The sequence below is a fragment of the Pseudomonas sp. MC6 genome (assembly GCF_054790575.1).
In genome coordinates this window covers 3,301,330-3,323,424 of sequence record NZ_CP186504.1, presented here as the reverse complement: position 1 = coordinate 3,323,424, position 22,095 = coordinate 3,301,330, and the positions used below count along the sequence as shown (strand labels likewise).

General features: G+C 60.8%; 16 protein-coding genes. All 16 read left to right on the top strand.

From position 1 onward, the window contains the following. The first annotated feature begins 115 nt into the window (after nucleotides 1–115). Complete coding sequence (locus ACOYXE_RS14825) at nucleotides 116–1,678, top strand: sigma-54-dependent phenylalanine hydroxylase transcriptional regulator PhhR (protein ID WP_007920121.1); 1,563 nt, start codon at nucleotides 116–118, stop codon at nucleotides 1,676–1,678. Between the two features lie 272 nt (nucleotides 1,679–1,950). Next, a complete protein-coding gene (locus ACOYXE_RS14820; protein WP_038363771.1) occupies nucleotides 1,951–2,691 on the top strand; it encodes a flagellar basal body rod protein FlgF in 741 nt (246 codons plus the stop codon). 45 nt (nucleotides 2,692–2,736) lie between these two features. Then, nucleotides 2,737–3,522, top strand: coding sequence for a flagellar basal-body rod protein FlgG (gene flgG, locus ACOYXE_RS14815; RefSeq protein WP_007920118.1), 786 nt, complete (start codon nucleotides 2,737–2,739; stop codon nucleotides 3,520–3,522). A gap of 52 nt (nucleotides 3,523–3,574) precedes the next feature. Next, on the top strand, nucleotides 3,575–4,270 hold the full coding sequence (flgH, locus tag ACOYXE_RS14810; protein WP_038363773.1) for a flagellar basal body L-ring protein FlgH: 696 nt from the start codon (nucleotides 3,575–3,577) through the stop codon (nucleotides 4,268–4,270). 27 nt (nucleotides 4,271–4,297) lie between these two features. Then, entirely contained in the window at nucleotides 4,298–5,386 is a 1,089-nt protein-coding gene (locus ACOYXE_RS14805) for a flagellar basal body P-ring protein FlgI (protein ID WP_161986589.1), read from the top strand. Nucleotides 5,387–5,397: 11 nt separating this feature from the next. After that, nucleotides 5,398–6,690, top strand: coding sequence for a flagellar assembly peptidoglycan hydrolase FlgJ (gene flgJ, locus ACOYXE_RS14800; protein WP_405122105.1), 1,293 nt, complete (start codon nucleotides 5,398–5,400; stop codon nucleotides 6,688–6,690). 24 nt (nucleotides 6,691–6,714) lie between these two features. Further along, nucleotides 6,715–8,760: a flagellar hook-associated protein FlgK gene (gene flgK / locus ACOYXE_RS14795; protein WP_160056740.1), complete on the top strand. Its 2,046-nt coding sequence runs from the start codon at nucleotides 6,715–6,717 to the stop codon at nucleotides 8,758–8,760. A gap of 13 nt (nucleotides 8,761–8,773) precedes the next feature. Continuing rightward, on the top strand, nucleotides 8,774–10,342 hold the full coding sequence (locus tag ACOYXE_RS14790; protein ID WP_160056742.1) for a flagellar hook-associated protein 3: 1,569 nt from the start codon (nucleotides 8,774–8,776) through the stop codon (nucleotides 10,340–10,342). A gap of 108 nt (nucleotides 10,343–10,450) precedes the next feature. Continuing rightward, nucleotides 10,451–14,044 (top strand): glycosyltransferase, encoded by a 3,594-nt coding sequence (locus ACOYXE_RS14785; RefSeq protein ID WP_160056744.1) that lies wholly within the window; start codon nucleotides 10,451–10,453, stop codon nucleotides 14,042–14,044. A 236-nt stretch (nucleotides 14,045–14,280) separates the two neighbouring features. Then, the gene (locus ACOYXE_RS14780; RefSeq protein ID WP_460926196.1) at nucleotides 14,281–15,807 is read left to right on the top strand and encodes a calcium-binding protein; all 1,527 of its coding nucleotides are present in this window, start codon (nucleotides 14,281–14,283) and stop codon (nucleotides 15,805–15,807) included. 742 nt (nucleotides 15,808–16,549) lie between these two features. Beyond that, nucleotides 16,550–17,323 carry a glucose-1-phosphate cytidylyltransferase gene (gene rfbF, locus ACOYXE_RS14775; protein WP_141128961.1) on the top strand — a complete coding sequence of 258 codons (774 nt, stop codon included), beginning with the start codon at nucleotides 16,550–16,552 and terminating at the stop codon, nucleotides 17,321–17,323. Further along, nucleotides 17,305–18,387, top strand: a complete 1,083-nt coding sequence (rfbG, locus tag ACOYXE_RS14770) for a CDP-glucose 4,6-dehydratase (protein WP_160056746.1) — start codon at nucleotides 17,305–17,307, stop codon at nucleotides 18,385–18,387. The genes rfbF and rfbG overlap by 19 nt, the downstream gene beginning before the upstream one ends. Next, entirely contained in the window at nucleotides 18,384–18,944 is a 561-nt protein-coding gene (gene rfbC, locus ACOYXE_RS14765; RefSeq protein ID WP_095122729.1) for a dTDP-4-dehydrorhamnose 3,5-epimerase, read from the top strand. The genes rfbG and rfbC overlap by 4 nt, the downstream gene beginning before the upstream one ends. Continuing rightward, nucleotides 18,941–20,167, top strand: coding sequence for a class I SAM-dependent methyltransferase (locus ACOYXE_RS14760; RefSeq protein ID WP_160056748.1), 1,227 nt, complete (start codon nucleotides 18,941–18,943; stop codon nucleotides 20,165–20,167). The genes rfbC and ACOYXE_RS14760 overlap by 4 nt, the downstream gene beginning before the upstream one ends. Next, complete coding sequence (locus tag ACOYXE_RS14755) at nucleotides 20,164–21,015, top strand: NAD-dependent epimerase/dehydratase family protein (RefSeq protein ID WP_405122100.1); 852 nt, start codon at nucleotides 20,164–20,166, stop codon at nucleotides 21,013–21,015. The genes ACOYXE_RS14760 and ACOYXE_RS14755 overlap by 4 nt, the downstream gene beginning before the upstream one ends. Beyond that, the gene (locus ACOYXE_RS14750) at nucleotides 21,012–22,082 is read left to right on the top strand and encodes a class I SAM-dependent methyltransferase (RefSeq protein ID WP_160056752.1); all 1,071 of its coding nucleotides are present in this window, start codon (nucleotides 21,012–21,014) and stop codon (nucleotides 22,080–22,082) included. Before ACOYXE_RS14755 ends, ACOYXE_RS14750 begins: the two co-directional genes overlap by 4 nt. Nucleotides 22,083–22,095: the final 13 nt, after the last annotated feature.

The following is a 22,095-nucleotide window of genomic DNA, read 5'->3' as shown; positions in this document are numbered from 1 at the left end:
GAGTGAGCCTGCTCGCGATAGCGGTGTATCAGTCAGCATCAATATCAACTGACCCAAAGCCATCGCGAGCAGGCTCACTCCTACAGGTTCTTCATCGTTTATTCGGGCGATTTATATGCGCATCAAAGTCCACTGCCAGAACCGCATCGGCATCCTGCGCGACATTCTCAACCTGCTGGTGGCCTACGGCATCAACGTCGCGCGCGGTGAGGTCGGTGGCGAGCACGGCAATGCGATCTATCTGCATTGCCCGAACCTGATCAATATCCAGTTCCAGGCGCTTCGTCCAAAGTTCGAGGCGATCGCCGGGGTGTTTGGCGTCAAGCGGGTAGGGCTGATGCCCAGCGAACGACGGCACATGGAGTTGAATGCCTTGCTCGGCGCGCTGGAGTTTCCAGTGCTGTCGATCGACATGGGCGGATCGATCGTCGCTGCCAACCGCGCGGCCGCTCAGTTGCTCGGGGTGCGCGTCGATGAGGTGCCGGGTATTCCGCTGTCGCGTTACGCCGAAGATTTCGACTTGCCGGAACTGGTGCGCGCGAACAAATCGCGAATCAATGGCATGCGGGTCAAGGTCAAGGGCGACATCTTTCTGGCTGACATCGCGCCACTGCAATCAGAGCACGACGACAGCGAGGCCATGGCCGGCGCCGTGCTGACCTTGCACCGCGCCGACCGTGTCGGCGAGCGCATCTACAACGTGCGCAAGCAGGAGCTGCGTGGCTTCGACAGCATTTTCCAAAGTTCGAAAGTCATGGCCGCCGTGGTGCGTGAAGCGCGGCGTATGGCCCCGCTGGATGCGCCGCTATTGATTGAAGGCGAAACCGGCACCGGTAAGGAGTTGCTGGCGCGTGCCTGCCACCTCGCCAGTCCGCGCGGGCAGTCGCCGTTGATGGCGCTCAACTGCGCAGGCCTGCCTGAGTCGATGGCCGAGACTGAGCTGTTCGGCTATGGCCCCGGCGCCTTCGAAGGGGCGCGGGCCGAAGGCAAGCTCGGTCTGTTGGAATTGACGGCGGGCGGCACATTGTTTCTCGACGGCGTCGGCGAAATGAGTCCGCGTCTTCAAGTGAAGTTACTGCGCTTTCTGCAGGACGGTTGCTTCCGCCGGGTCGGCAGTGATGAGGAGGTTTATCTGGATGTGCGGGTGATCTGTGCCACCCAGGTGGACTTGTCCGAGCTGTGCGCGCGCGGTGAGTTTCGCCAGGATTTGTATCACCGCTTGAACGTGCTCTCCCTGCACATCCCGCCGCTGCGCGAATGCCTCGACGGCTTGACCCCGCTGGTCGAACACTTTCTCGATCAGGCCAGTCGGCAGATCGGCTGTTCGCTGCCGAAACTGGCGCCGGCGGCGATGGATCGGCTCAGTCATTACCATTGGCCGGGTAACGTGCGGCAACTGGAGAACGTGCTGTTCCAGGCGGTTTCGCTGTGCGATGGCGGCACGGTGAAGGCAGAGCATATTCGGCTGCCGGATTACGGCGTGCGTCAGCCGCTTGGCGATTTCTCGCTGGAAGGTGGCTTGGACGAAATTGTCGGGCGCTTTGAGAAAGCGGTGCTGGAGCGGTTGTATTCCGAGCATCCGAGCAGTCGGCAGTTGGGTAAGCGGCTGGGGGTATCGCATACGACGATTGCCAACAAACTGCGTGAATACGAAGTCGGCAAAGATCCTGAAGCTTAAGAGCAAAAGATCGCAGCCTTCGGCAGCTCCTACAGGAGTACGTATTTCAAATGTAGGAGCTGCGGCACGCTGCGATCTTTTGAGCCTTTGCCGCGAAGCGGCATAACACCGCCGGTTTTTCGACTTCGATACATTTCAGATTTCCCCTCGCCATCCCTCAAGTCCTTTGTTTACCGGGCCTTTGTGCGCCAGAAAAAAGTTGGTCTGCAAATTGCTTATGGCTCAGCAGTACAGCGGTGGGCGGCAAACGTCCGGCATGCAGAGGAAAGAGTGTGGACAAGTACCTTTATGTGGCAATGACCGGCGCCAGCCAGAACGCACTGGCGCAGAAGGCTCATGCCAACAACCTGGCGAACATCTCCACCAACGGTTTTCAGCGCGACCTGGAGCAGGCGCGTTCGATGCCGGTATTTGGTGACAGCTTTCCGGCGCGTGCGTTTGCCATGAGCGAACGGCCCGCCACCGACTTCACTCCGGGTTCGCTGGTACAGACCGGCCGTGACCTGGACGTCGCGGTGACCGGCAACGGTTTCATTGCCGTGCAGAACCCTAACGGTGGCGAAAGCTACGTGCGTACCGGCAGCCTCAACGTCGACGCCCTCGGCGTGCTGCGTGCCGGCAACGGCATGCCGGTGATCGGCAATGGCGGCCCGATCGCCGTGCCGCCCGAGCAGCAGATCGAAGTCGGTGAAGACGGCACCATCAGTATTCGTGCGATGGGCGAAGGCCCGCGCGTCATGGCGGAAGTTGACCGGATCAAACTGGTCAACCCGGACATCAAGAACATGAACAAGGGCCTCGACGGCTCGATCTACACCAAGGACGGCCAGCCGGCGCAGGCCGATGCCAACGTCAAACTGGTGTCGGGTTTCCTTGAGTCGAGCAATGTCAACGCCGTTGAAGAGATGACTTCGGTGCTGGCCTTGGCCAAGCAGTTCGAGTTGCACGTCAAGATGATGAATACCGCCAAAGACGACGACCAGGCCATGGCTCGGGTCTTGCAGATCAGCTAATTATCAGAACGTCGCGCCGAAAAACAGGCGCACGAGGAGAATCGAATGCTTCCGGCTCTATGGGTTGCCAAAACCGGTCTGTCCGCCCAGGACACCAACCTGACCACCATTTCCAACAACCTGGCGAACGTGTCGACCACGGGTTTCAAACGTGATCGCGCCGAGTTCCAGGACTTGCTCTATCAGATCAAACGCCAGCCAGGCGCCCAGTCGACCCAGGACAGCGAACTGCCGTCGGGTCTGCAACTGGGTACCGGTGTGCGCATCGTCGGCACCCAGAAAAACTTCACCGCCGGTAGCCTGCAAACCACCGAGCAGCCGCTGGACATGGCCATCGACGGTCGCGGTTTCTTCCAGATTCTGCAGCCGGACGGCACCACGTCCTACACCCGTGACGGTACCTTCCACCTCGATTCCAACGGCCAGATCGTTAACGCCAGCGGTTTCGCTCTGGAACCGGCCATCGTCATTCCGAACGATGCCCAGACCTTCACCGTCGGCCGTGACGGCACGGTGTCCATCACTGTCGCTGGCAACGCTGCGTCTCAGGTGATCGGCAACCTGCAAACCGCCGACTTCATCAACCCGGCCGGTCTGCAAGCCGTGGGCAACAACCTGTTCCTGGAAACCGCCGCTTCCGGCGCGCCGCAAGTCGGCACCCCGGGTCTGGCCGGTTTCGGTACCACCCTGCAGAACACCCTGGAAACCTCCAACGTCAGCACTGTTGAAGAGATGGTCAACATGATCACCACTCAGCGCGCTTACGAGATGAACTCCAAGGTGATCTCCACCGCTGACCAGATGCTCTCGTTCGTAACGCAGAATCTGTAATCAAGTCTATGAGGCGGCCATGAGGTCGCCTGCAACACCGTGAGGTAGGGTCATGAATCGCTTTGTATCTGTTCTGGCATTGAGTGGGGTCGTCTCGCTCGCGGGCTGCGTCGCCCCGACGCCCAAGCCCAATGACCCTTACTACGCCCCGGTGTTGCCGCGCACGCCGCTGCCGGCTGCGGCCAATAACGGCTCGATCTATCAGGCCGGTTTCGAGCAGAACCTGTACAGCGACCGCAAGGCTTTCCGGGTCGGTGACATCATCACCATCACCCTGAACGAGCGCACGCAGGCGAGCAAGAACGCCAACTCGCAGATGGACAAGAACAGCGACAACAAGGTCGGTCTGACCTCGTTGTTCGGTTCCAGCCTGACCACCAACAACCCGATCGGGGGCAACGACCTGAGTCTGAACGCCGGCTACAGTGCCGACCGCTCGACCAAGGGCGACGCCAAGTCCGGGCAGAGCAACAGCCTGACCGGTTCGATCACCGTGACCGTCGCTGACGTGCTGCCCAACGGCATCATCGCCGTGCGTGGCGAGAAGTGGCTGACGCTCAATACCGGTGACGAACTGGTGCGCATCGCCGGCCTGGTGCGTGCCGATGACATCGCCACGGACAACACCGTGTCGTCGACCCGGGTCGCCGATGCACGCATCACCTACTCGGGTACCGGCGCATTTGCCGATACGAGTCAGCCAGGCTGGTTCGACCGTTTCTTCCTCAGCCCGCTGTTCCCTTTCTAGGTGGCGACTTTGAATTTCAAGAGCCTCATGCTGGCTGCGGCGCTGATGTCCGCAGCCTTTGCTGCCCACGCCGAGCGGCTGAAAGATATCGCCAGCATTTCCGGCGTGCGTTCCAACCAGTTGATCGGTTACGGCCTGGTGGTCGGGCTTAACGGCACCGGCGACCAGACGACGCAGACCCCGTTCACCCTGCAGACCTTCAACAACATGCTCTCGCAGTTCGGCATCAAGGTGCCGCCGGGATCGGGCAACGTGCAGTTGAAGAACGTCGCGGCGGTGTCGATCAGTGCTGATTTGCCGGCGTTCGCCAAGCCGGGGCAGCAGGTCGACATCACGGTGTCCTCGATCGGTAACTCCAAGAGCCTGCGCGGCGGCACGCTGTTGCTGACCCCGCTCAAGGGTATCGACGGCAACGTCTACGCGGTCGCTCAGGGCAACCTGGTGGTTGGCGGTTTCGACGCCGAAGGCCGTGACGGATCGAAGATCACCGTCAACGTTCCGTCGGCCGGTCGCATCCCTGGCGGTGCCTCGGTGGAGCGTTCAGTACCGAGTGGTTTCAACCAGGGTAACAGCCTGACGCTGAACCTCAACCGTTCCGACTTCACCACCGCCAAACGTATCGTCGACAAGATCAACGACATGCTCGGCCCTGGCGTTGCGCAAGCCATCGACGGTGGTTCGATCCGCGTCACCGCACCGCTCGATCCAAGCCAGCGCGTCGACTACCTGTCGATCCTGGAAAACCTCGAAGTCGACCCGGGTCAAGCAGTTGCGAAAGTCATCATCAACTCGCGTACCGGCACCATCGTCATCGGCCAGAACGTGAAAGTGTCGCCAGCCGCCGTGACCCACGGCAGCCTGACCGTGACCATCACCGAAGACCCGATCGTCAGCCAGCCGGGCCCGTTGTCCAACGGCCAGACCGCTGTCGTGCCGCGCTCGCGGGTGAATGCCGAGCAGGAAGCCAAGCCGATGTTCAAGTTCGGCCCTGGCACCACTCTCGACGAGATCGTCCGTGCGGTGAATCAGGTCGGCGCGGCACCGGGTGACTTGATGGCGATCCTCGAAGCCTTGAAGCAGGCCGGCGCGTTGCAAGCCGACCTGATCGTGATCTGAGGCCGACCCTTATGGACATGCGCAAAAGTGGTCTGGTCAGCAGCAGCGATTCGGGTTCCTACTCGGACCTCAATCGCCTGAACCAGCTCAAGGTCGGCGACAAGAACAGCGATGCGAACCTGCGCAAAGTGGCGCAGGAATTCGAATCGCTGTTCCTCGGCGAAATGCTCAAGTCGATGCGCTCGGCGACCAACGCCTTGGGTGAAGACAATCCGCTCAACACGCCAGCGGCCAAGCAGTATCAGGAAATGTACGACCAGCAATTGGCCGTTTCCATGTCCCGCGAGGGTGGTGGTATCGGTCTGGCCGACGTGCTGATGCGCCAGATGTCGAAGAACAAACCGCTGGCACCGGGTGAGGCTGCGGCCGCGTCCGCCGCCAAGCAGGAAGAGGCCAAGGCGAAAGCTGCGGCCGTGGTCACACCGGTTGCCGCTGGCACCGTTGCCACCAACGGCCCGTTGTCGCGACTCAATGGCGAGCGTCCGTTGTGGGCATCGCGTTCGGTGAGCGCACCGAACACGCAGCTGGCTCATCGCAACGACATGGAATTGATCAATCAGCGTCGTCTGGCCTTGCCACCGAAACTGGCCGATCGTTTGCTCGCCGGGCTGGTACCGTCGGCGACGCCGGCAGCCGCCACGCAATTGCCGCAGCGCGCGACCACAGCGGCCACCACCGGCGCCGGCCCGCTGTACAACGGCGACTGGCTGGCGCGCGCCGAGGGCGAAAAGGCCTCTGGCGGGCAGATGCAGGTCTACGGTCGTGCCATGGCGCAGATTCCGCTGGCGCCGGCCAAGAAAGCCTTCAGTTCCGCCGACGAATTCGTCAACACCATGCTGCCGATGGCCAAGGAAGCGGCTGACCGTATCGGCGTCGATCCGCGTTATCTGGTGGCGCAAGCGGCGCTGGAAACTGGTTGGGGCAAGTCGGTCATGCGTGCCCAGGATGGCAGTAGCAGCCACAACCTGTTCGGCATCAAGGCGAGCAGCAACTGGAAGGGCGATTCGGCCCGCGCGATCACCAGCGAGTTCCGCGATGGCGCGATGGTCAAGGAGACGGCCGAGTTCCGTTCCTACGCCTCGTACAAGGACAGCTTCCACGATCTGGTGACTTTGCTGCAGAGCAATAATCGCTATCAAGATGTGCTGAAGTCTGCCGATAACCCAGAACAGTTTGTACGCGAGTTGCAAAAGGCCGGTTACGCCACCGACCCTAACTACGCAAGCAAGATTTCGCAGATAGCCAAGCAGATGAACAGTTTCCAAAACTACGCTGCGGCGGGTGTATCCACCACGCCTTTATAAGGCACAAGGTATAAGGTCTGAACCATGAGTTTGCTCAATATCGGGATGTCGGGACTGTCGGCCAGCCAGTCCTCTTTGGCTACGACAGGCAACAACATTGCCAACGTCGACACCGCCGGTTATTCACGTCAGCAAACCGTGCAGGGCACCAAATCCTCGCAGCAGTTCGGCACCGTGTTCATCGGTACGGGCACCACCCTGGCTGACGTGCGCCGGGTGTACAACTCGTACCTGGAAAGCCAACTGCACACCGCTACTTCGCTCGACAGTGAATCGGCTGCTTATCTGGCGCAGGCCACACCGCTGGACTCGATGCTGTCGGACACCAATACCGGCCTGACCGGCGTGCTGCAGAAATTCTTCACCACCATGCAGGGCGTCTCGACGTCGGCGACCGATGACACCTCCCGTCAATCGGTGCTGACCGGTGCGCAGGCGCTGACCAGTCGCTTCAATACCATCGCCAAACAGCTCAACGACCAGAACACCACCATCAATGGCAGCCTGGGCGACATGACGTCCCAGGTGAACAAGCTGGCCACGGCGATTGCCAACCTGAACCAGAAGATCGGCGAGATCTCCACCAGCGGTGGTGCGCCGAACGACCTGCTCGACAGCCGTAACGAAGCGGTACGCCAGCTCTCCGAACTGACCGGTGCACAGGTCGTCGAGCGTGGCACCAGTTTCGACGTCTACGTCGGCAGCGGTCAGCCGCTGGTGATCGGCAACACCACCAACACGCTGAGCATGGTCGCGAGCAAAGACGATCCGTCGCGCATGGCCATCCAGATGGATCGCGGTTCGAGCACCATCGACATCACCTCGGCGATGAGCGGTGGCGAAATCGGTGGTCTGCTGACCTATCGCAAAGAAGTCCTCGACCCGTCGCTCAACGAACTGGGGCGTGTGGCACTGGTGATCGCTGATCAGGTCAACAGTCAGCAAGCCCAGGGCATCGACAAGAACGGTGACTTCGGCGCGGCAATTTTCAACAACATCAACAGTGCCGCGCTGGTCAGTTCGCGCAGCATCGCGCAGTCGGGCAACAGCACCGGTTCGGGTAACCTCGATGTCACCATCAAGGACACCGGCAAGCTGACCACCAGCGATTATCAAGTGACGTTCACCAGCGCCACTGACTACACGGTCAAGCGCTCCGACGGCACCGACCTGGGCGCCTTCAGCACCACAACCAATCCGCCGCCAGTGATCGACGGTTTCACCCTTGCACTCAAGGGTGGTGCGTTGAGCGCCGGTGACAGCTTCAAAATCACCCCGACCCGCAATGCGGCCGCGAGCATCCAGACGGTGCTTACCGATCCGAAGAAAATCGCTGCGGCCGGTCCGTTGACCGGTGTGGCCAGCGCCAACGGTCTGGGCACTTTCACCCAGCCGACGCTGACCAGCAAGATCGATATCTACAACCCGACTGCCCAGGCTGACATGCAGGCGGCGCTGAAGAATTCGACGCCGGTGAAACTGGTGTTTGGTGCGGTTACCGGGGGCAGCCAGTCTTACACTTTCGTGGATGCCAAGGGCGGCCTCATCAGCAGCGGCACTATCGTTCCCGGTCAATCGAACGCGCTGGAACTTAAAGTCGGCATCGTCGATGCCAGCGGCAACCCGGTGCTGGACACCAGCGTCACGCCGAACGTACAGAAAACCTTCTCCGTACAGACCACCGTTGGCGGCACACCGAAGCCTGGCGAAACCTTCACCATGAACCTGACCGGTGCGGCGTCTTCGGACAACCGCAACGCGCAATCGCTGGTCGCCCTGCAAACTGCGCAGACCGTCGATACCGGTTCGGCGAGCAAGGGCATCAGCCTGACTGACGCCTACAACAAGCTGGTGACCAACGTCGGCACCAAGACCGCCCAAGGCAAGTCCGACAGCGCCGCGACCTCGGCGATTCTCGATAACGCCAAAGGCGCGCGCGATTCGCTGTCCGGGGTCAACCTGGATGAGGAAACCGGCAACCTGGTCAAATATCAGCAGTACTACACAGCGTCTTCGCAGATCATCAAAGCTGCGCAGGAAACTTTCGCCACGCTGATCAACAGCCTTTAAGGAGTCGTAATTCATGCGCATTTCCACCGCCCAGTATTACGGCACGCAAGCGTCGGACTATCAACGTAACTTCAACAAGGCTGTCGCCACCGCCAGTGAGGCGAGCAGCCTGCAGCGCATCACCAATGCGTCCGATGATCCGATCGGCGCCGGTCGTTTGCTGCAACTGGGCCAGCAGGCCGCGCTGCTGGATCAGTACGGCACTAACGTCAACAGCGCCAAGAGTGCGTTGAACGTGCAGGAATCCACGCTGGATGCCATCACCACAGCGTTGGGTCGTGCCAAAGAGCTGGCCCTGGCCGCGAACAACGGCACCGCCACCGACAAGGACCGCCAGGCTTACGCCTCGGAACTGGGCGAGATCCAGCAACAAGTGCTGGGTCTGATGAACGCCAAGGATGCCAACGGCAATTACCTGTTCTCCGGTTCGAAAACCGATACCGCGCCGTACTCGAAGAATGCCGACGGCACCTTCTCTTACAACGGTGACCAGACCACGATCAATCTGGACATCGGCGATGGGATGACCGTTGGTACCAATACCACCGGTTGGGATGCGTTCCAGCAAACCATCAACACCGGTCGCACCAACACCCAGATGACCGCTCCGGCGGTGGATGACGGTCGTGTAGTGCTGTCCAACGGTACCGTTGGCACCGCTGCAACCTACGATGCCAAGTTTACTGCCGGCCAGCCTTACACCGTGGCTTTCGTCAGCAGCACCCAGCTGAAAATCACCGATGCCCTGGGCAACGACGTGACCGCTGAGGCGAGCCAGAACGGCTTGGTCAGCAACAGCAGCGGCGCCAACCAGACCGTCAGCTTCCGTGGCGTCGACATGAAGCTGAACATCAACCTGAAGGCCGGCGACACCAACCCGGATGCCGTGATTGCCGGGCACAGCTTCCAGCTGTCGACTTCGCCGGACTCGTTCACCACCACGCGCAACCCGGGCAACCCGTCGACGACCGTCATCACCGGTTCCAGCATCACCAACCAGGCGGCCTACACCGCAGCATTCCCGCAGGGTGGCGCGGTTCTCAAGTTCACCAGCGCGACGGCTTTCGATCTGTACGCGGCGCCGGTCACGGCTGACAGCAAGCCGGTATCGTCGGGCACTGTGGCCGGTGGTAACGCGACAGCAGCGGGTGTGACCTTCGCCTTGGGCGGCACGCCGGCGGCGGGCGATCAGTTCTCGATCCAGCCGAACAATCACCAGACCCAGAACGTGCTCGACACCCTGGGCCAGATGATCACGGCGCTGAACACCCCAGTCGATGGTGATGCGGTCGCCAAGCAGAAGCTGCAGGGCGCCATGGAGGCGGGCCTGGGCAACCTCGACGCCGCAGCCAACCAGATTGGCACTTCCGTCACCACCATTGGTGCGCGCGGCCAGTCGCTGGACATGCAGACCATCACCAACTCGAGCCTGAGCACGGCGAACTCCACGACCCAAGGCTCGATCCGTGATTCGGATCCGGCCGAAGTCATGACTCGCCTGACCTTGCAGCAAACCATGCTGCAGGCCGCGCAACTGGCGTTCAGCAAGATCAGTCAGTTGGGTCTGTTCAACAAGATCTGACGGTTGGCGGGCGCGTGAGCGCCCGTTTGCCCTGTCCCTCAGTTAATGTTTTTTAGCGGTATCAGGGCTCGCTTTTCCGAGCAGGCTCGTACCGCCTGTGAGCCCGCCGTGAATTCACTCCCCCTCGTCAGCATTGCCATTCCCGCCTTCAATCCGCGCTTTTTCGAGCGGACGTTGAACAGTGCCGTGAGCCAGAACTACGGCAATCTCGACATCATTGTGTGCGATGACAGTCGTGGCGACGAGATCGAAGACATCGTCAAGTCGGTCATGGAGCAGACGGGGGCGGTGGTGCGTTACGTGCGCAATCCACGTACGTTGGGGCTGGTCGGTAACCTGAAGGTCTGCCTTGAGCAGTCCCGGGGCGAGTTCATCAAGTTCCTGTGTGACGATGACTTGCTCTATTCGGCGTGTATCGAACAGCAAGCCCATGAGATGCGCCGTGAGGAAGTCAGTCTGGTGGTGGCGCAGCGGCTGCTGTGGGATGCCAACGACATCATCCTGCCGGCACGTCTCGAAAACAGCTCGTTGTCGCCGGCCAGTGGCTTGCTCAAAGGTGATGATGTACTGAGCATCTTTGAGAAATTTCCGGTCAACGTGCTTGGCGGTTTCAGCAGCGCAATGTTCCGGCGCGCGGATGTCGCCGGACTGTTGCCGGCCCTGACCGAAGACGCTGCCTGCTTCGTCGCGACCCTGGATTTTGCCTTGTATGTCTGCCTGCTGCGGCGCGGCAACCTGGTGGTCTCCAACAATGTGCTGAGTGCCGAGCGTCTTTACCCCGAGCGTCTGAGCGCGCAGCAACCGATGAAAGACGCGGCGGAGATCGAGCGCGAGTGGATCTCGCAAATGCTCAAGGTCCGCAGCGGCGAGTCGGCGCCGGCGTCGGGCTGGGTTCGTTATGTGCCGTTGACCAAGGCTGACGAGTCGCCTCGGGTCTGGGAAGAGCTGCCGCTGAGCCGCACCCTCGGCGCCAAGCAGAGCCGTCAGGAGCTGGGGGTCGGTGTCGACAGCTTCAGTTTCGGCGAACTCTATGCGCAGTGGCTGGCAGTTCGCGTGCTGACCGAGGCGCAGCGCCAATGGCTGCCGGAAACCCTCGCGGGCTGGCCGCATCAGCCGCGCATCGTACCGATCATCATTGATGCCCAAGGCAGTCGCGATGGCCTGGAGCGCACCCTTGAGGCACTCGCCGCTCAGGATTATCCGCCGGAGCTGGTGCTGGTGTTGTCTGCGGCGTGCACCGAAGCGCAGCTGGATGGTCGGGTGTTCCACATGCCGTTGCAGGATGACGGCCTGGAGCAGATCAACACGTTGCTGCCGCAACTGGACGGCGCCGACTGGTTCTATCTGCTGCAGTCGGGTGATTGCCCGGTGGCAGCGGCGCTGCTGGTGATGGCCGATCGCATTGCGCACTCAAGTGCGCTGACGTGCCTGTACAGCGACGAAGGCAGCCTACGCGATGGCGAGTCGGCCGAGCCTGCGTTCAAGCCGGATTTCAACCTCGACCTTATGCGCAGTTACCCCTACGTCGGGCGTGCCCTGGCGTTCCAGCGCGAACGGTTTCTGGCGCTCGGCGGTTTTGCCTCGACGTTCGCTGAACTGGCGCCCCACGATGTGCTGTGGCGTATGGTTGAAAGCGATGGCCTGCAAGTGGTCGGGCACATTGCTGAAGTGTTGCTGGAGTCGAAATTCGACCTGTCGCAATGGCTCACTGATCCTGGCGTTGCGCAGCAAAGCCCGCGCATTCTCGAAGCGCATCTGCAACGTCTCGGCATCGCTCACGAAATCCGCGACGGTAACAGCGGGCTGCTCAATCGTGTCGACTATCACCATGCCCGGCGCCCATTGGTGTCGGTGGTCATTGTCACGCAGGACCAGACTGCCGCGTTGCAGCGCTGCGTCGAGACACTGCTGGAGAAGACCGCCTACACCGAGTACGAATTGCTCTTGGTCGATAACGGCTGCAAAAGCGCCGAAGCGTTGGCGTGGCTGGACGGTATGGCGCAAATGGGCAGCGAGCGGATTCGCGTGCTGAGCTATCCGCAAAAGGGCAACGCGGCAGCGGTGCACAACTTTGCCGTCAGCCAGGCGCGCGGTGAGTATGTGTTGATGCTCAATGCCTTTGCGGTGATCACCCAGAGCGATTGGCTCGACGAACTGCTCAATCATGCGCAGCGTCCTGAGGTCGGCGTGGTCGGCGCCAAGCTGTTCAACCCGGACGGAGGCGTGCTGCACGCGGGGCTGATTCTTGGCTTGAACGGGCCGGTCGGGTTGCCGTTCTATGGCCAGCCGGTGCAGTCGGAAGGGTACATGCACCGCCTGCAAGCGGTGCATGACCTGAGTGCCGTCGGCGGCGATTGCCTGATGATTCGCAAGTCGGTGTTCGAAGCCGCCGGCGGGCTGGACGAGCAGGACTTCAAGCAAACGCTCAATGTCGTGGACCTGTGTCTGCGTGTTGGCCGCGACGGTTATCTGGTGGTGTTGAACCCCCATGCCGTGCTGGCCGTGGGGGCGCGGCCGAATGCCGTGGCGACGCCTGAGGAAGAAGCGCAGCACCTTGAGGAGAGGGACACGTTTTACCAGCGCTGGCTGCCGCTGGTGGCGCGCGACCCGGCCTACAACGTCAACCTGACGTTGCAGGGCGTGGGCGCCACCAACTTCAGTCTGGAGCCGGGCCTGCGCACTGGCTGGAGTGCATTCTCCAAGGCACAGTTGCCCAACCTGCTAGTGGTGCCGATCAACGCTTCGGCCATCGGCCATTACCGCATGAGCCAGCCGATGATCGAGCTGGAAGCGGCCAACCGGGCAGAAGGGCGCATTTGCTACGGCTTGCCGTCGATCATCGATATCGAGCGTCAGTCACCCGACGTGATCGTCCTGCAAGGGCGCTACTCGGAGCACGCCATCGATGAAATTCCACCGCTGAAGAAATACTTCAATGCTCGGCGGATCTTCGAACTCGACGACTATGTCATCGACGTTCCTCACCGCAACGCGCACATCCGCAACATGCCGAGCAAGCAGGACATGGAGCGCATGGTGCGGCGTGCGATCGGGCTGTGCGATCGCGCGGTCGTATCCACCGCGCCGCTGGCCAACGTGCTGTCGGACATGCACCACGACATTCGTGTGGTGCCGAACATGCTGGCCAAGGACTTGTGGGGCCATCTGCGCAGCCAGCGTCGGACCTCGAAGAAACCACGGGTCGGCTGGGGCGGCGGCACCAGTCACCACGGTGATCTGGCGGTGATCGCCGAGGTCGTTCGTGAACTGGCCAATGAAGTCGACTGGGTGTTCTTCGGCATGTGCCCGGATGACCTGCGTCCCTACATGCATGAGTTCCATGGCGTCATCGGCCTGGACGTGTACCCGGCGAAACTGGCCAGCCTCAACCTCGATCTGGCGTTGGCGCCGCTGGAATTCCATATCTTCAACGACTGCAAGAGCAACTTGCGGCTGCTGGAATACGGCGCCTGCGGCTACCCGGTGATCTGCACCGACACCGAGGCCTATCGCGGTTACTTGCCGTGCACCCGGATCAAGACCAACTCCACGGATGAATGGCTGCAAGCGATCCGCATGCACCTGGCGGATCCGGATGCCAGTTATCGCATGGGCGATGAATTGCGTGAGGTGGTGCTGCGCGATTACGTGTTGCGTGGCGATAACCTGCGCTACTGGGAATACGGCTGGTTGGCCGATTGATCGAGCCAGGCGTGATCTAAAGAAAACAGGCGACTTTGACAGTCGCCTGTTTTTTTGCCTTTGAAAATCGTCTTCGCATCAGTTTCGATACAAATTTTTGCCGAAGCTCAAGCTTCGCGTCTTTGCAGTCGATAGCTCTTTATTCGTTTACTCATCATCCGGCAGGGATTGCACGCTTGAGCGGTCTCTCTCTCTGCCGACCGACCGCTTTCAACAACAGCGCAAGGAAGACGCAAATGTCAGTAGTAAATGGAACGAGTGAAGCGGATGTCCTGTTGGGCACCGACGGCAATGACTGGATGTGGGGCGGCGATGGCGCCGATCATTTCGTCGGTGGCGAGGGTTACGATACCGTCAGCTACAGCGACAGCCTTGAGGGCGTGAGAGTCGCAGACTTCGCCAACTACGACGGCCTGACCATTGCCTACGGTGACACCTTCACCGGCATTGAAGCGCTGCAGGGTTCGGGCTTTGATGATGTGATTTATCGTCATAAAGACTTTATGAACATCGACGGTGCTGACGGCCATGACACCGTGAGTTATCGCTACGCTTTCGATCCGGTCAACATTTTGATCGGCGGCGGCGTCAACGCTGCGGGCGACACACTGATTAATGTGGAAGAGGTTATTGGTTCCACCGATGCCGACCACTTCACCGTGAACACCAGTGGTGTGGTCGTCGCTGGCGGTGGCGGTGACGATGTCTACACGATCAACAGCGCCGGCGTGACCATCGAGGAAATCGAAGGCTACAGGGGCGGTACCGATCATGTGTTCACCAGCCTGTCCGAGTTGAGACTGAGCGCGCTCGTTGAAAACCTGACCTATACCGGCAGCGCTGACTTCGTCGGTTACGGCAATGACGAGAACAACACCATCGTCTCGGGTGCCGGCAATGATGTGCTGTTGGGTGGTGCGGGTGCCGATAACTTTGAGGGTGGCGCCGGTATCGACATCGTCAGCTACGACGACAGTACCGAAGGCTTGAGCGCTTCACTGAAATGGGGCGTGCAGAGTGGTATTGCGTTCCACGACGTTTACATCGATATCGAAGGCCTGCGCGGCAGTCAGTTCAATGACGTTATGGAAGGCGATTGGGGCGATAACATTCTTGAAGGCAGCGCGGGCGACGACCAGATTCAGGGGGGCGATGGCAACGATCACATTTATGGTGGGCTGGCCTCTGGTCTCGATGTCGGCGGTCAGTCCGATAGCCTGTCGGGTGGCGCTGGTGATGACGTTATCGTTGGTGCGGTCAATGATCTGTTCACCTGGGCCAGTGGTGACGATGGCAATGACAGCATCACGCTGGGGCGAGGGTTTGCTTTCGGCGGCGCGGGTAATGACGTGCTGACCGGCACTGGCAGCGACTACATGCTGCAGGGCGATGGCGGCAATGATGTGTTGATTCTTAACCTTGCCGGTCAGTCGAATTCCGGCGGCAGTGCGTATGGCGGGCAGGGCGATGACAGCTACGTGGTGAATACGTCTGGCCTGGTGACAATCAAGGATGAGGGGCTGGATATCAATGACACGCTGATCCTGAATACGATCGCCAATGCCAGTCAGTTGAGTGTGACCCGTATTGGCAACGATGCTTATCTGCACAGTGCCAATGACGGTAGCAGTGGTGTGCCGGATAACGGCGTGAAACTGGCGGATTGGTATGCCGGGTTCAACACCATCGAGCACCTTCAGACTGCCGATGGTCAGGCGTTTGAAGTGCCGGTGAGTGGTGATGGGTTTGCCATGTTTGGGTAGTCGTTTGCATTGTTGATCTGGGTTGTCTGGGGCTTGGCGGCCTTTGGGCCGACCATGCTCTTGGGGTTTTGGGGGGTGTATCCGTTGCTGCGGGTGTTGCTGATTAGGGTTCCGCCCTTACGGCGGGTCACTTTTCCCAGACGCCGAAAAAGTAACCAAAAAGGCTTGCTCCTGCGTGCGGCCCGCTCGCTGGGGCTCGGGGTTCCTTCGCTCCGGGATTGATCCGGGCGCAGCGCCTACGGTTTGCTTCGCTGCACCTCCTCTCGCTGTGTTTGGCTTCGCCAAACGGTCGCTGCGCTCCCACGCCCGGATCAATCCCTCCACTCAGCCTTCCGACGTCGCCCTACAGATCAAAAGCCGCAGCCGAGCTAACGCTCATCCTGTTGAGTGGTGAGGGGCGGGTGTTCCGCTTTGGTTTTGCGGTGGGGCTGCCCCTCACCCCAGCCCTCTCCCGAGGGAGAGGGAGCCGATTTGTGGGCCTTTCAAAATCTGAGTTCAACGCGGAATTGCACGTCGGCGTAACTCTCCCAGACACCTCGATCAGTCCCCTCTCCCTTTGGGAGAGGGTTAGGGTGAGGGGCTTGTGGAGCTGGCGCGTTTCCTGCAAGTCCCCTGTAAATCGCCATAAAACGAGCGCTCGCGGTCACTCCAGCGGCGCCCGGAGCGGCAAAAGGTTTAGCCAGACGGCCCGCAGCGCTCAACAAAGCCATGCGCAGCCCGCTGAAGAACAAGAGGGGAGACGATGAAGGCAGTTATTTTGGCGGGTGGCCTCGGCACGCGCATCAGTGAAGAGTCGCACCTCAAGCCCAAGCCAATGATCGAGATCGGTGGCAAGCCAATTCTCTGGCACATCATGAAGCAGTATTCCGCCCACGGAATTCACGACTTCGTGATCTGCCTTGGCTATAAGGGCTATGCGATCAAGGATTTCTTCGCCAACTACTTTCTGCACACCTCTGACGTCACCTTCAACATGCGCGAAAACCGCATGGATGTGCACCAGAACTACAGCGAACCGTGGAGCGTCACCCTCATCGACACTGGTGAAGAAACCATGACGGGTGGCCGTCTGCTGCGCGCCAGCCGTTACCTCAAGGATGAAGAGGCGTTCTGCTTCACCTACGGCGACGGCGTTTCCGATATCAACATTGCGCAACTTGTGGATTTCCATAAAGGCCACGGCCGTCTCGCGACCGTCACTGCCGTGCAACCGCCGGGTCGTTACGGCGCGCTTGAGCGTCAAGGCGATCAAGTGCTGGGTTTTACCGAAAAACCTCGCGGTGACGGTGGCTGGATCAACGGTGGCTTTTTCGTACTGTCGCCCAAAGTGCTGCCGTACATCGCCGATGACGCGACCACTTGGGAAGCCGAACCCTTGGCGCGTCTGGCCGCGGACGAACAACTGAAAGCCTTCGAACACGAAGGTTTCTGGCATCCGATGGACACCCTGCGCGACAAGAACCATCTCGAAGCGCTGTGGCAGAGCGGGGAGGCCCCATGGAAGCAATGGGCCTGAGTGCGGATTTCTGGCGCGGCAAACGCGTTCTCGTCACCGGACATACCGGTTTCAAAGGCAGTTGGCTGACCCTGTGGCTGCAAAGCCTCGGCGCGCAAGTCAGCGGCTTTTCTCTGGATCCGTCGACTGAACCGAGCCTGTTCGAACTGGCGCGCGTGCATGAAGGCATCAACGATCAGCGCGGTGATCTGCGTGATCTTGGCGCTCTGCTGGAAATCATCGCCGACACCGAGCCGGAAATCGTTCTGCACCTGGCCGCGCAGCCGTTGGTGCGCGAAGGCTATCGCGACCCGCTTGGCACTTACTCCAGCAACGTCATGGGTACGCTGAACCTGCTCGAAGCGATTCGTCAGGTCGGTTGCGTGCGCTCTTGCGTGCTGGTCACCACTGACAAGGTCTACGCCAACAAGGAATGGCTGTGGCCGTACCGCGAAGACGAAGCCCTCGGTGGTCACGACCCTTACAGCAGCAGCAAGGCCTGCTGTGAACTGCTCGCGCAATCCTATGCCGCGTCGTTTTTTCCGGCGGACAAGTACGCCGAACACGGTCTGGCCTTGGCCACTGCGCGTGCCGGCAACGTCCTCGGCGGCGGCGATTTTGCTCCTGAGCGACTGATTCCCGACGTGCTCAAAGCGTGGACTGCCGACGAGCCGGTGACCTTGCGCTACCCGCAGGCCGTGCGCCCGTGGCAGCACGCGCTGGAGCCGCTGGCCGGTTACCTGCAACTGGCCGCCGGCCTCTACGAACAAGGGCCGGAATACGCCGGTGCGTGGAACTTCGGCCCGGGCGAGGCGGACATGTGCAGCGTTGGCGAAGTGGTCGAACTGCTCGCCAGCCGCTGGCCGCAGGCGCGCGGTTTGCGCATCGAGAAAAGCGAACTGCACGAAGCCGGTCTGTTGCGTCTGGACAGCAGTCGCGCGCGGCAAGTGCTCGGCTGGCAGCCACGCTGGACCTTGCAGGCCTGCCTGACCCAGACCGTCGACTGGCACTTGGCCTGGCAGAACGGCGATGACATGCGCAGCGTCACTCTCGGTCAACTGAACCTGTACCGAGGCGCGCTGTGAGCGAGTTTTCCCTGAAGGCATTGCCGCTGGCCGGATTGTTCAGCGTCCAGCACAAACGTTTCGAAGATCAGCGCGGGCACTTCGCACGGCTGTTTTGCGAAGGCAGCCTGAGTGCGTTCGGTAGCGAATTTCATATCCGCCAGATCAACCATTCCTGCACCCGCGAGAAGGGCAGTGTGCGCGGTCTGCATTATCAGAACGCTAACGCGCCGGAAGCCAAACTGATCACCTGCCTGCGCGGTGAAGTGTGGGACGTGGCGGTGGATCTGCGTCCGGATTCCGAAACCTTTTTGCACTGGCACGCCGAACACCTGAAGGCCGGCGATGGTCGCAGCCTGTTGATCCCGGCCGGGTTCGCCCACGGTTTCCAGACGCTGAGCGAAGACGCCGAATTGCTCTACCTGCACAGCGCCGATTACGCGCCGGAGCACGAGGGCGGGCTGTCGGTGAACGATCCACGGCTGGCGATTGCCTGGCCGTTGCCTGTCAATAATTTGTCAGCGCGTGATTCCAGCCATCCCGCGCTCGATCAACACTTTGCTGGAGTGCGTCTATGAACTGCCGTGGGTGCGCCGCACCGCTGAGCCTGCCGCTGATCGACCTCGGCACCTCGCCACCGTCCAACGCCTACGTCCACGCTGATCGCCTGGAGCAGGCCGAGCAGTGGGTGCCGTTGAAGGTCGCCGTGTGTCAGCAATGCTGGCTGGTACAGACCGAGGATTACACCCGAGCCGACAGCCTGTTCGACGCCGAGTACGCCTACTTCAGTTCGTTCTCCAGCACGTGGCTGGCCCATGCCGAACGGTATGTCGCCGAGATGGTCGAGCGTTTCGGTCTGAACGCCGACAGCCGCGTAGTGGAAGTCGCCGCCAACGACGGTTACCTGCTGCAATACGTCGCTGGTCGCGGCATTGCCTGCCTGGGTGTTGAGCCGACGCGCAGCACCGCACAAGCAGCACGCGAGAAGGGCCTGGAAATCCGCGAACTGTTCTTCGGTCGCGACACCGCCGCGCAATTGAAAAGCGAAGGCTGGGGCGCCGACCTGATGGCGGCCAACAATGTGCTCGCGCATGTGCCGGACATTAACGATTTCCTCGGCGGCTTCGCGACACTGCTCAAGCCGACCGGCGTGGCCACCTTCGAATTCCCGCAACTGCTGACGCTGATGGCTGGCGCGCAGTTCGACACGCTGTATCACGAACACTATTCGTACCTGTCGCTGACCGCCGTGCAGACACTGTGCGAACGCAATGGCCTGGAAGTGTTCGACGTCAGCCAACTGACCACCCACGGTGGCTCGCTGCGCGTGTTCGTGCAGCGCAAGGACGGCCAGCGCCGCGCGGTTCAACCTGCGGTGCAGCAACAATTGCAAGCCGAACTGGATGCCGGGGTAAAAACCGCCGAGTACTATGCGACCCTCGCGCCTGCTGCCGAGCGTATCAAGCATGACTTGCTGCGCTTCCTGTTGCAGGCCAAGGCCGACGGCAAACGCGTGGTCGGTTATGGCGCGGCGGCCAAGGGCAACACCTTGCTCAACTACGCCGGGGTCAAACCGGACCTGCTGGCCTGGGTGGCTGATGCCAATCCGCACAAGCAGGGCAAGTTTATGCCGGGCAGCCGCATTCCGATCGTGGCGCCGGCGCAGATCGATATCGACAAACCGGACTACGTTTTGGTGTTGCCGTGGAACCTGCTCCACGAAGTCAGCCAGCAACTGGCGCAAGTGCGTCAGTGGGATGGCCGCTTCGTGATCGCCGTGCCTGAGTTGAGCGTTCTGTGAAGGTTCTGGTCACTGGCGCCACAGGGTTTGTCGGTCGGCATCTGGTCGCGGCGTTGCTTGCACGCGGCTGCGATGTTCGCGCCGTGGCGCGTAACGCAGAAACCGCACAAGGCATGCCGTGGATCAACAACGTCGAGTTCATCGCAGTGGATATTCACGCCGCCGATCTCGATATCCACGCGTTGACCGATGGCATCGACGCACTGGCGCACCTGGCCTGGCCGGGTTTGCCGAACTACCGGGCGCTGTTCCATTTCGAACACAACCTGATGGCCGACTATCGCTTTATCAAAAGCGCGGTCGAGGCGGGCGTGCAGCAGGTGCTGGTCACCGGCACTTGTTTCGAATACGGCATGCAAAGCGGGCCGCTCAGCGAAAGTACCGAGCCGCAGCCGAGCAATCCTTACGGTCTGGCCAAGCACACGCTACAGCTGTTTTTGCAAAATCTGCAGCAGGAACAACCGTTCACCTTGCAGTGGGCGCGCTTGTTCTATCTGCATGGCGAAGGGCAGAACCCCAACAGTCTGTTGGCCGCACTGGACCGGGCGATCGATGCCGGTGAGCCGTCGTTCAATATGTCCGCCGGCGAGCAACTGCGTGATTTTCTGCCGATTGAAAACGCTGCCGGTTACCTCGCCGCGATCCTGCAAAAAACCGACTTCAACGGCGTGATCAATTGCGCCAGCGGCCAGCCGATTTCGGTTCGCTCATTGGTCGAACAACGCCTGCGCGAACGCGGCGCGACGCTGCATCTGAACCTCGGCCACTACCCGTATCCGACCCACGAACCCCTGGCGTTCTGGGCGGTGACCGAGCGTTTGCAACAGTTACTGGGAGAGCCGCAATGACGCACGAGTTGTACCGGGTCACCGACCTGCCGGTGCTGCAGAACCGCACCTTTGCCGATGCCGCATCAGCGCAGGCCTCGGCCAGCGCCGACATGTTGTTGGTGCAGGACGAGCGCAGCGGTTTGATCTTCAATGCGGCGTTCGATGCCGACAAGCTCAGCTACGACGCCGATTACCAGAACGAGCAGGCGCATTCCGGCCAGTTCCAGAAGCACTTGAGCGACGTCGAAGGCATCATCGCCAAGCACTTCAAGGGCCAGGAGCTGATCGAAGTCGGCTGCGGCAAAGGCTATTTCCTGGAGTTGCTCAAGGGCCTCGGTTATTCGATCACCGGCATCGATCCGGCTTACGAAGGCGAAAACGCCGACGTGATCAAGGCGCCGTTCACTCGCGGCCTGGGGCTTGCGGCAGACGCCATCGTGCTGCGCCATGTGCTGGAGCATATTCAGGATCCGGTGAGCTTCCTCGCCGAAATCGCCAATGCCAATCAGGGCGGGCAGATCTACATCGAAGTGCCGTGCTTCGACTGGATTCTCGAGCACAAAGCCTGGTTCGACCTGTTCTACGAACACGTCAATTATTTCCGCCTCGATGACCTGCGGCGGATGTTCGGCACCGTGCATGAGGCCGGTCATCTGTTCGGTGGCCAATACCTGTACATCGTCGCCGACCTGTCGACGTTGCGCCTGACCCCGGATCAACCGGTGCCGCGACTGGCGCTGCCTGACGGTTTTACCGCCAGCCTCGATCGTGCGGTGCAGATCATTCAGTCCGCCCCCGAGCAGGGTTCGGCGATCTGGGGCGCCTCGTCCAAAGGCGTGATCTATTCGCTATTCCTGCAACGCGCAGGTGTCGCAGTGGATCGCGTAGTGGATATCAACCCGGCCAAGCAGGGGCGTTATCTGCCGTTGAGCGGCGCGCGGGTTTCCTCGCCGCAAGAGGCGATGGACGCGCTGCCTGAAGGTGCCCACCTGTTTGTGATGAATTCCAATTACCTCGAAGAGATCAAGCGGATGACCGGTGGACGCTACGTCTATCACGCCGTCGACAGCGCTTCGTTTCAGTGACCCTAGAGATTAT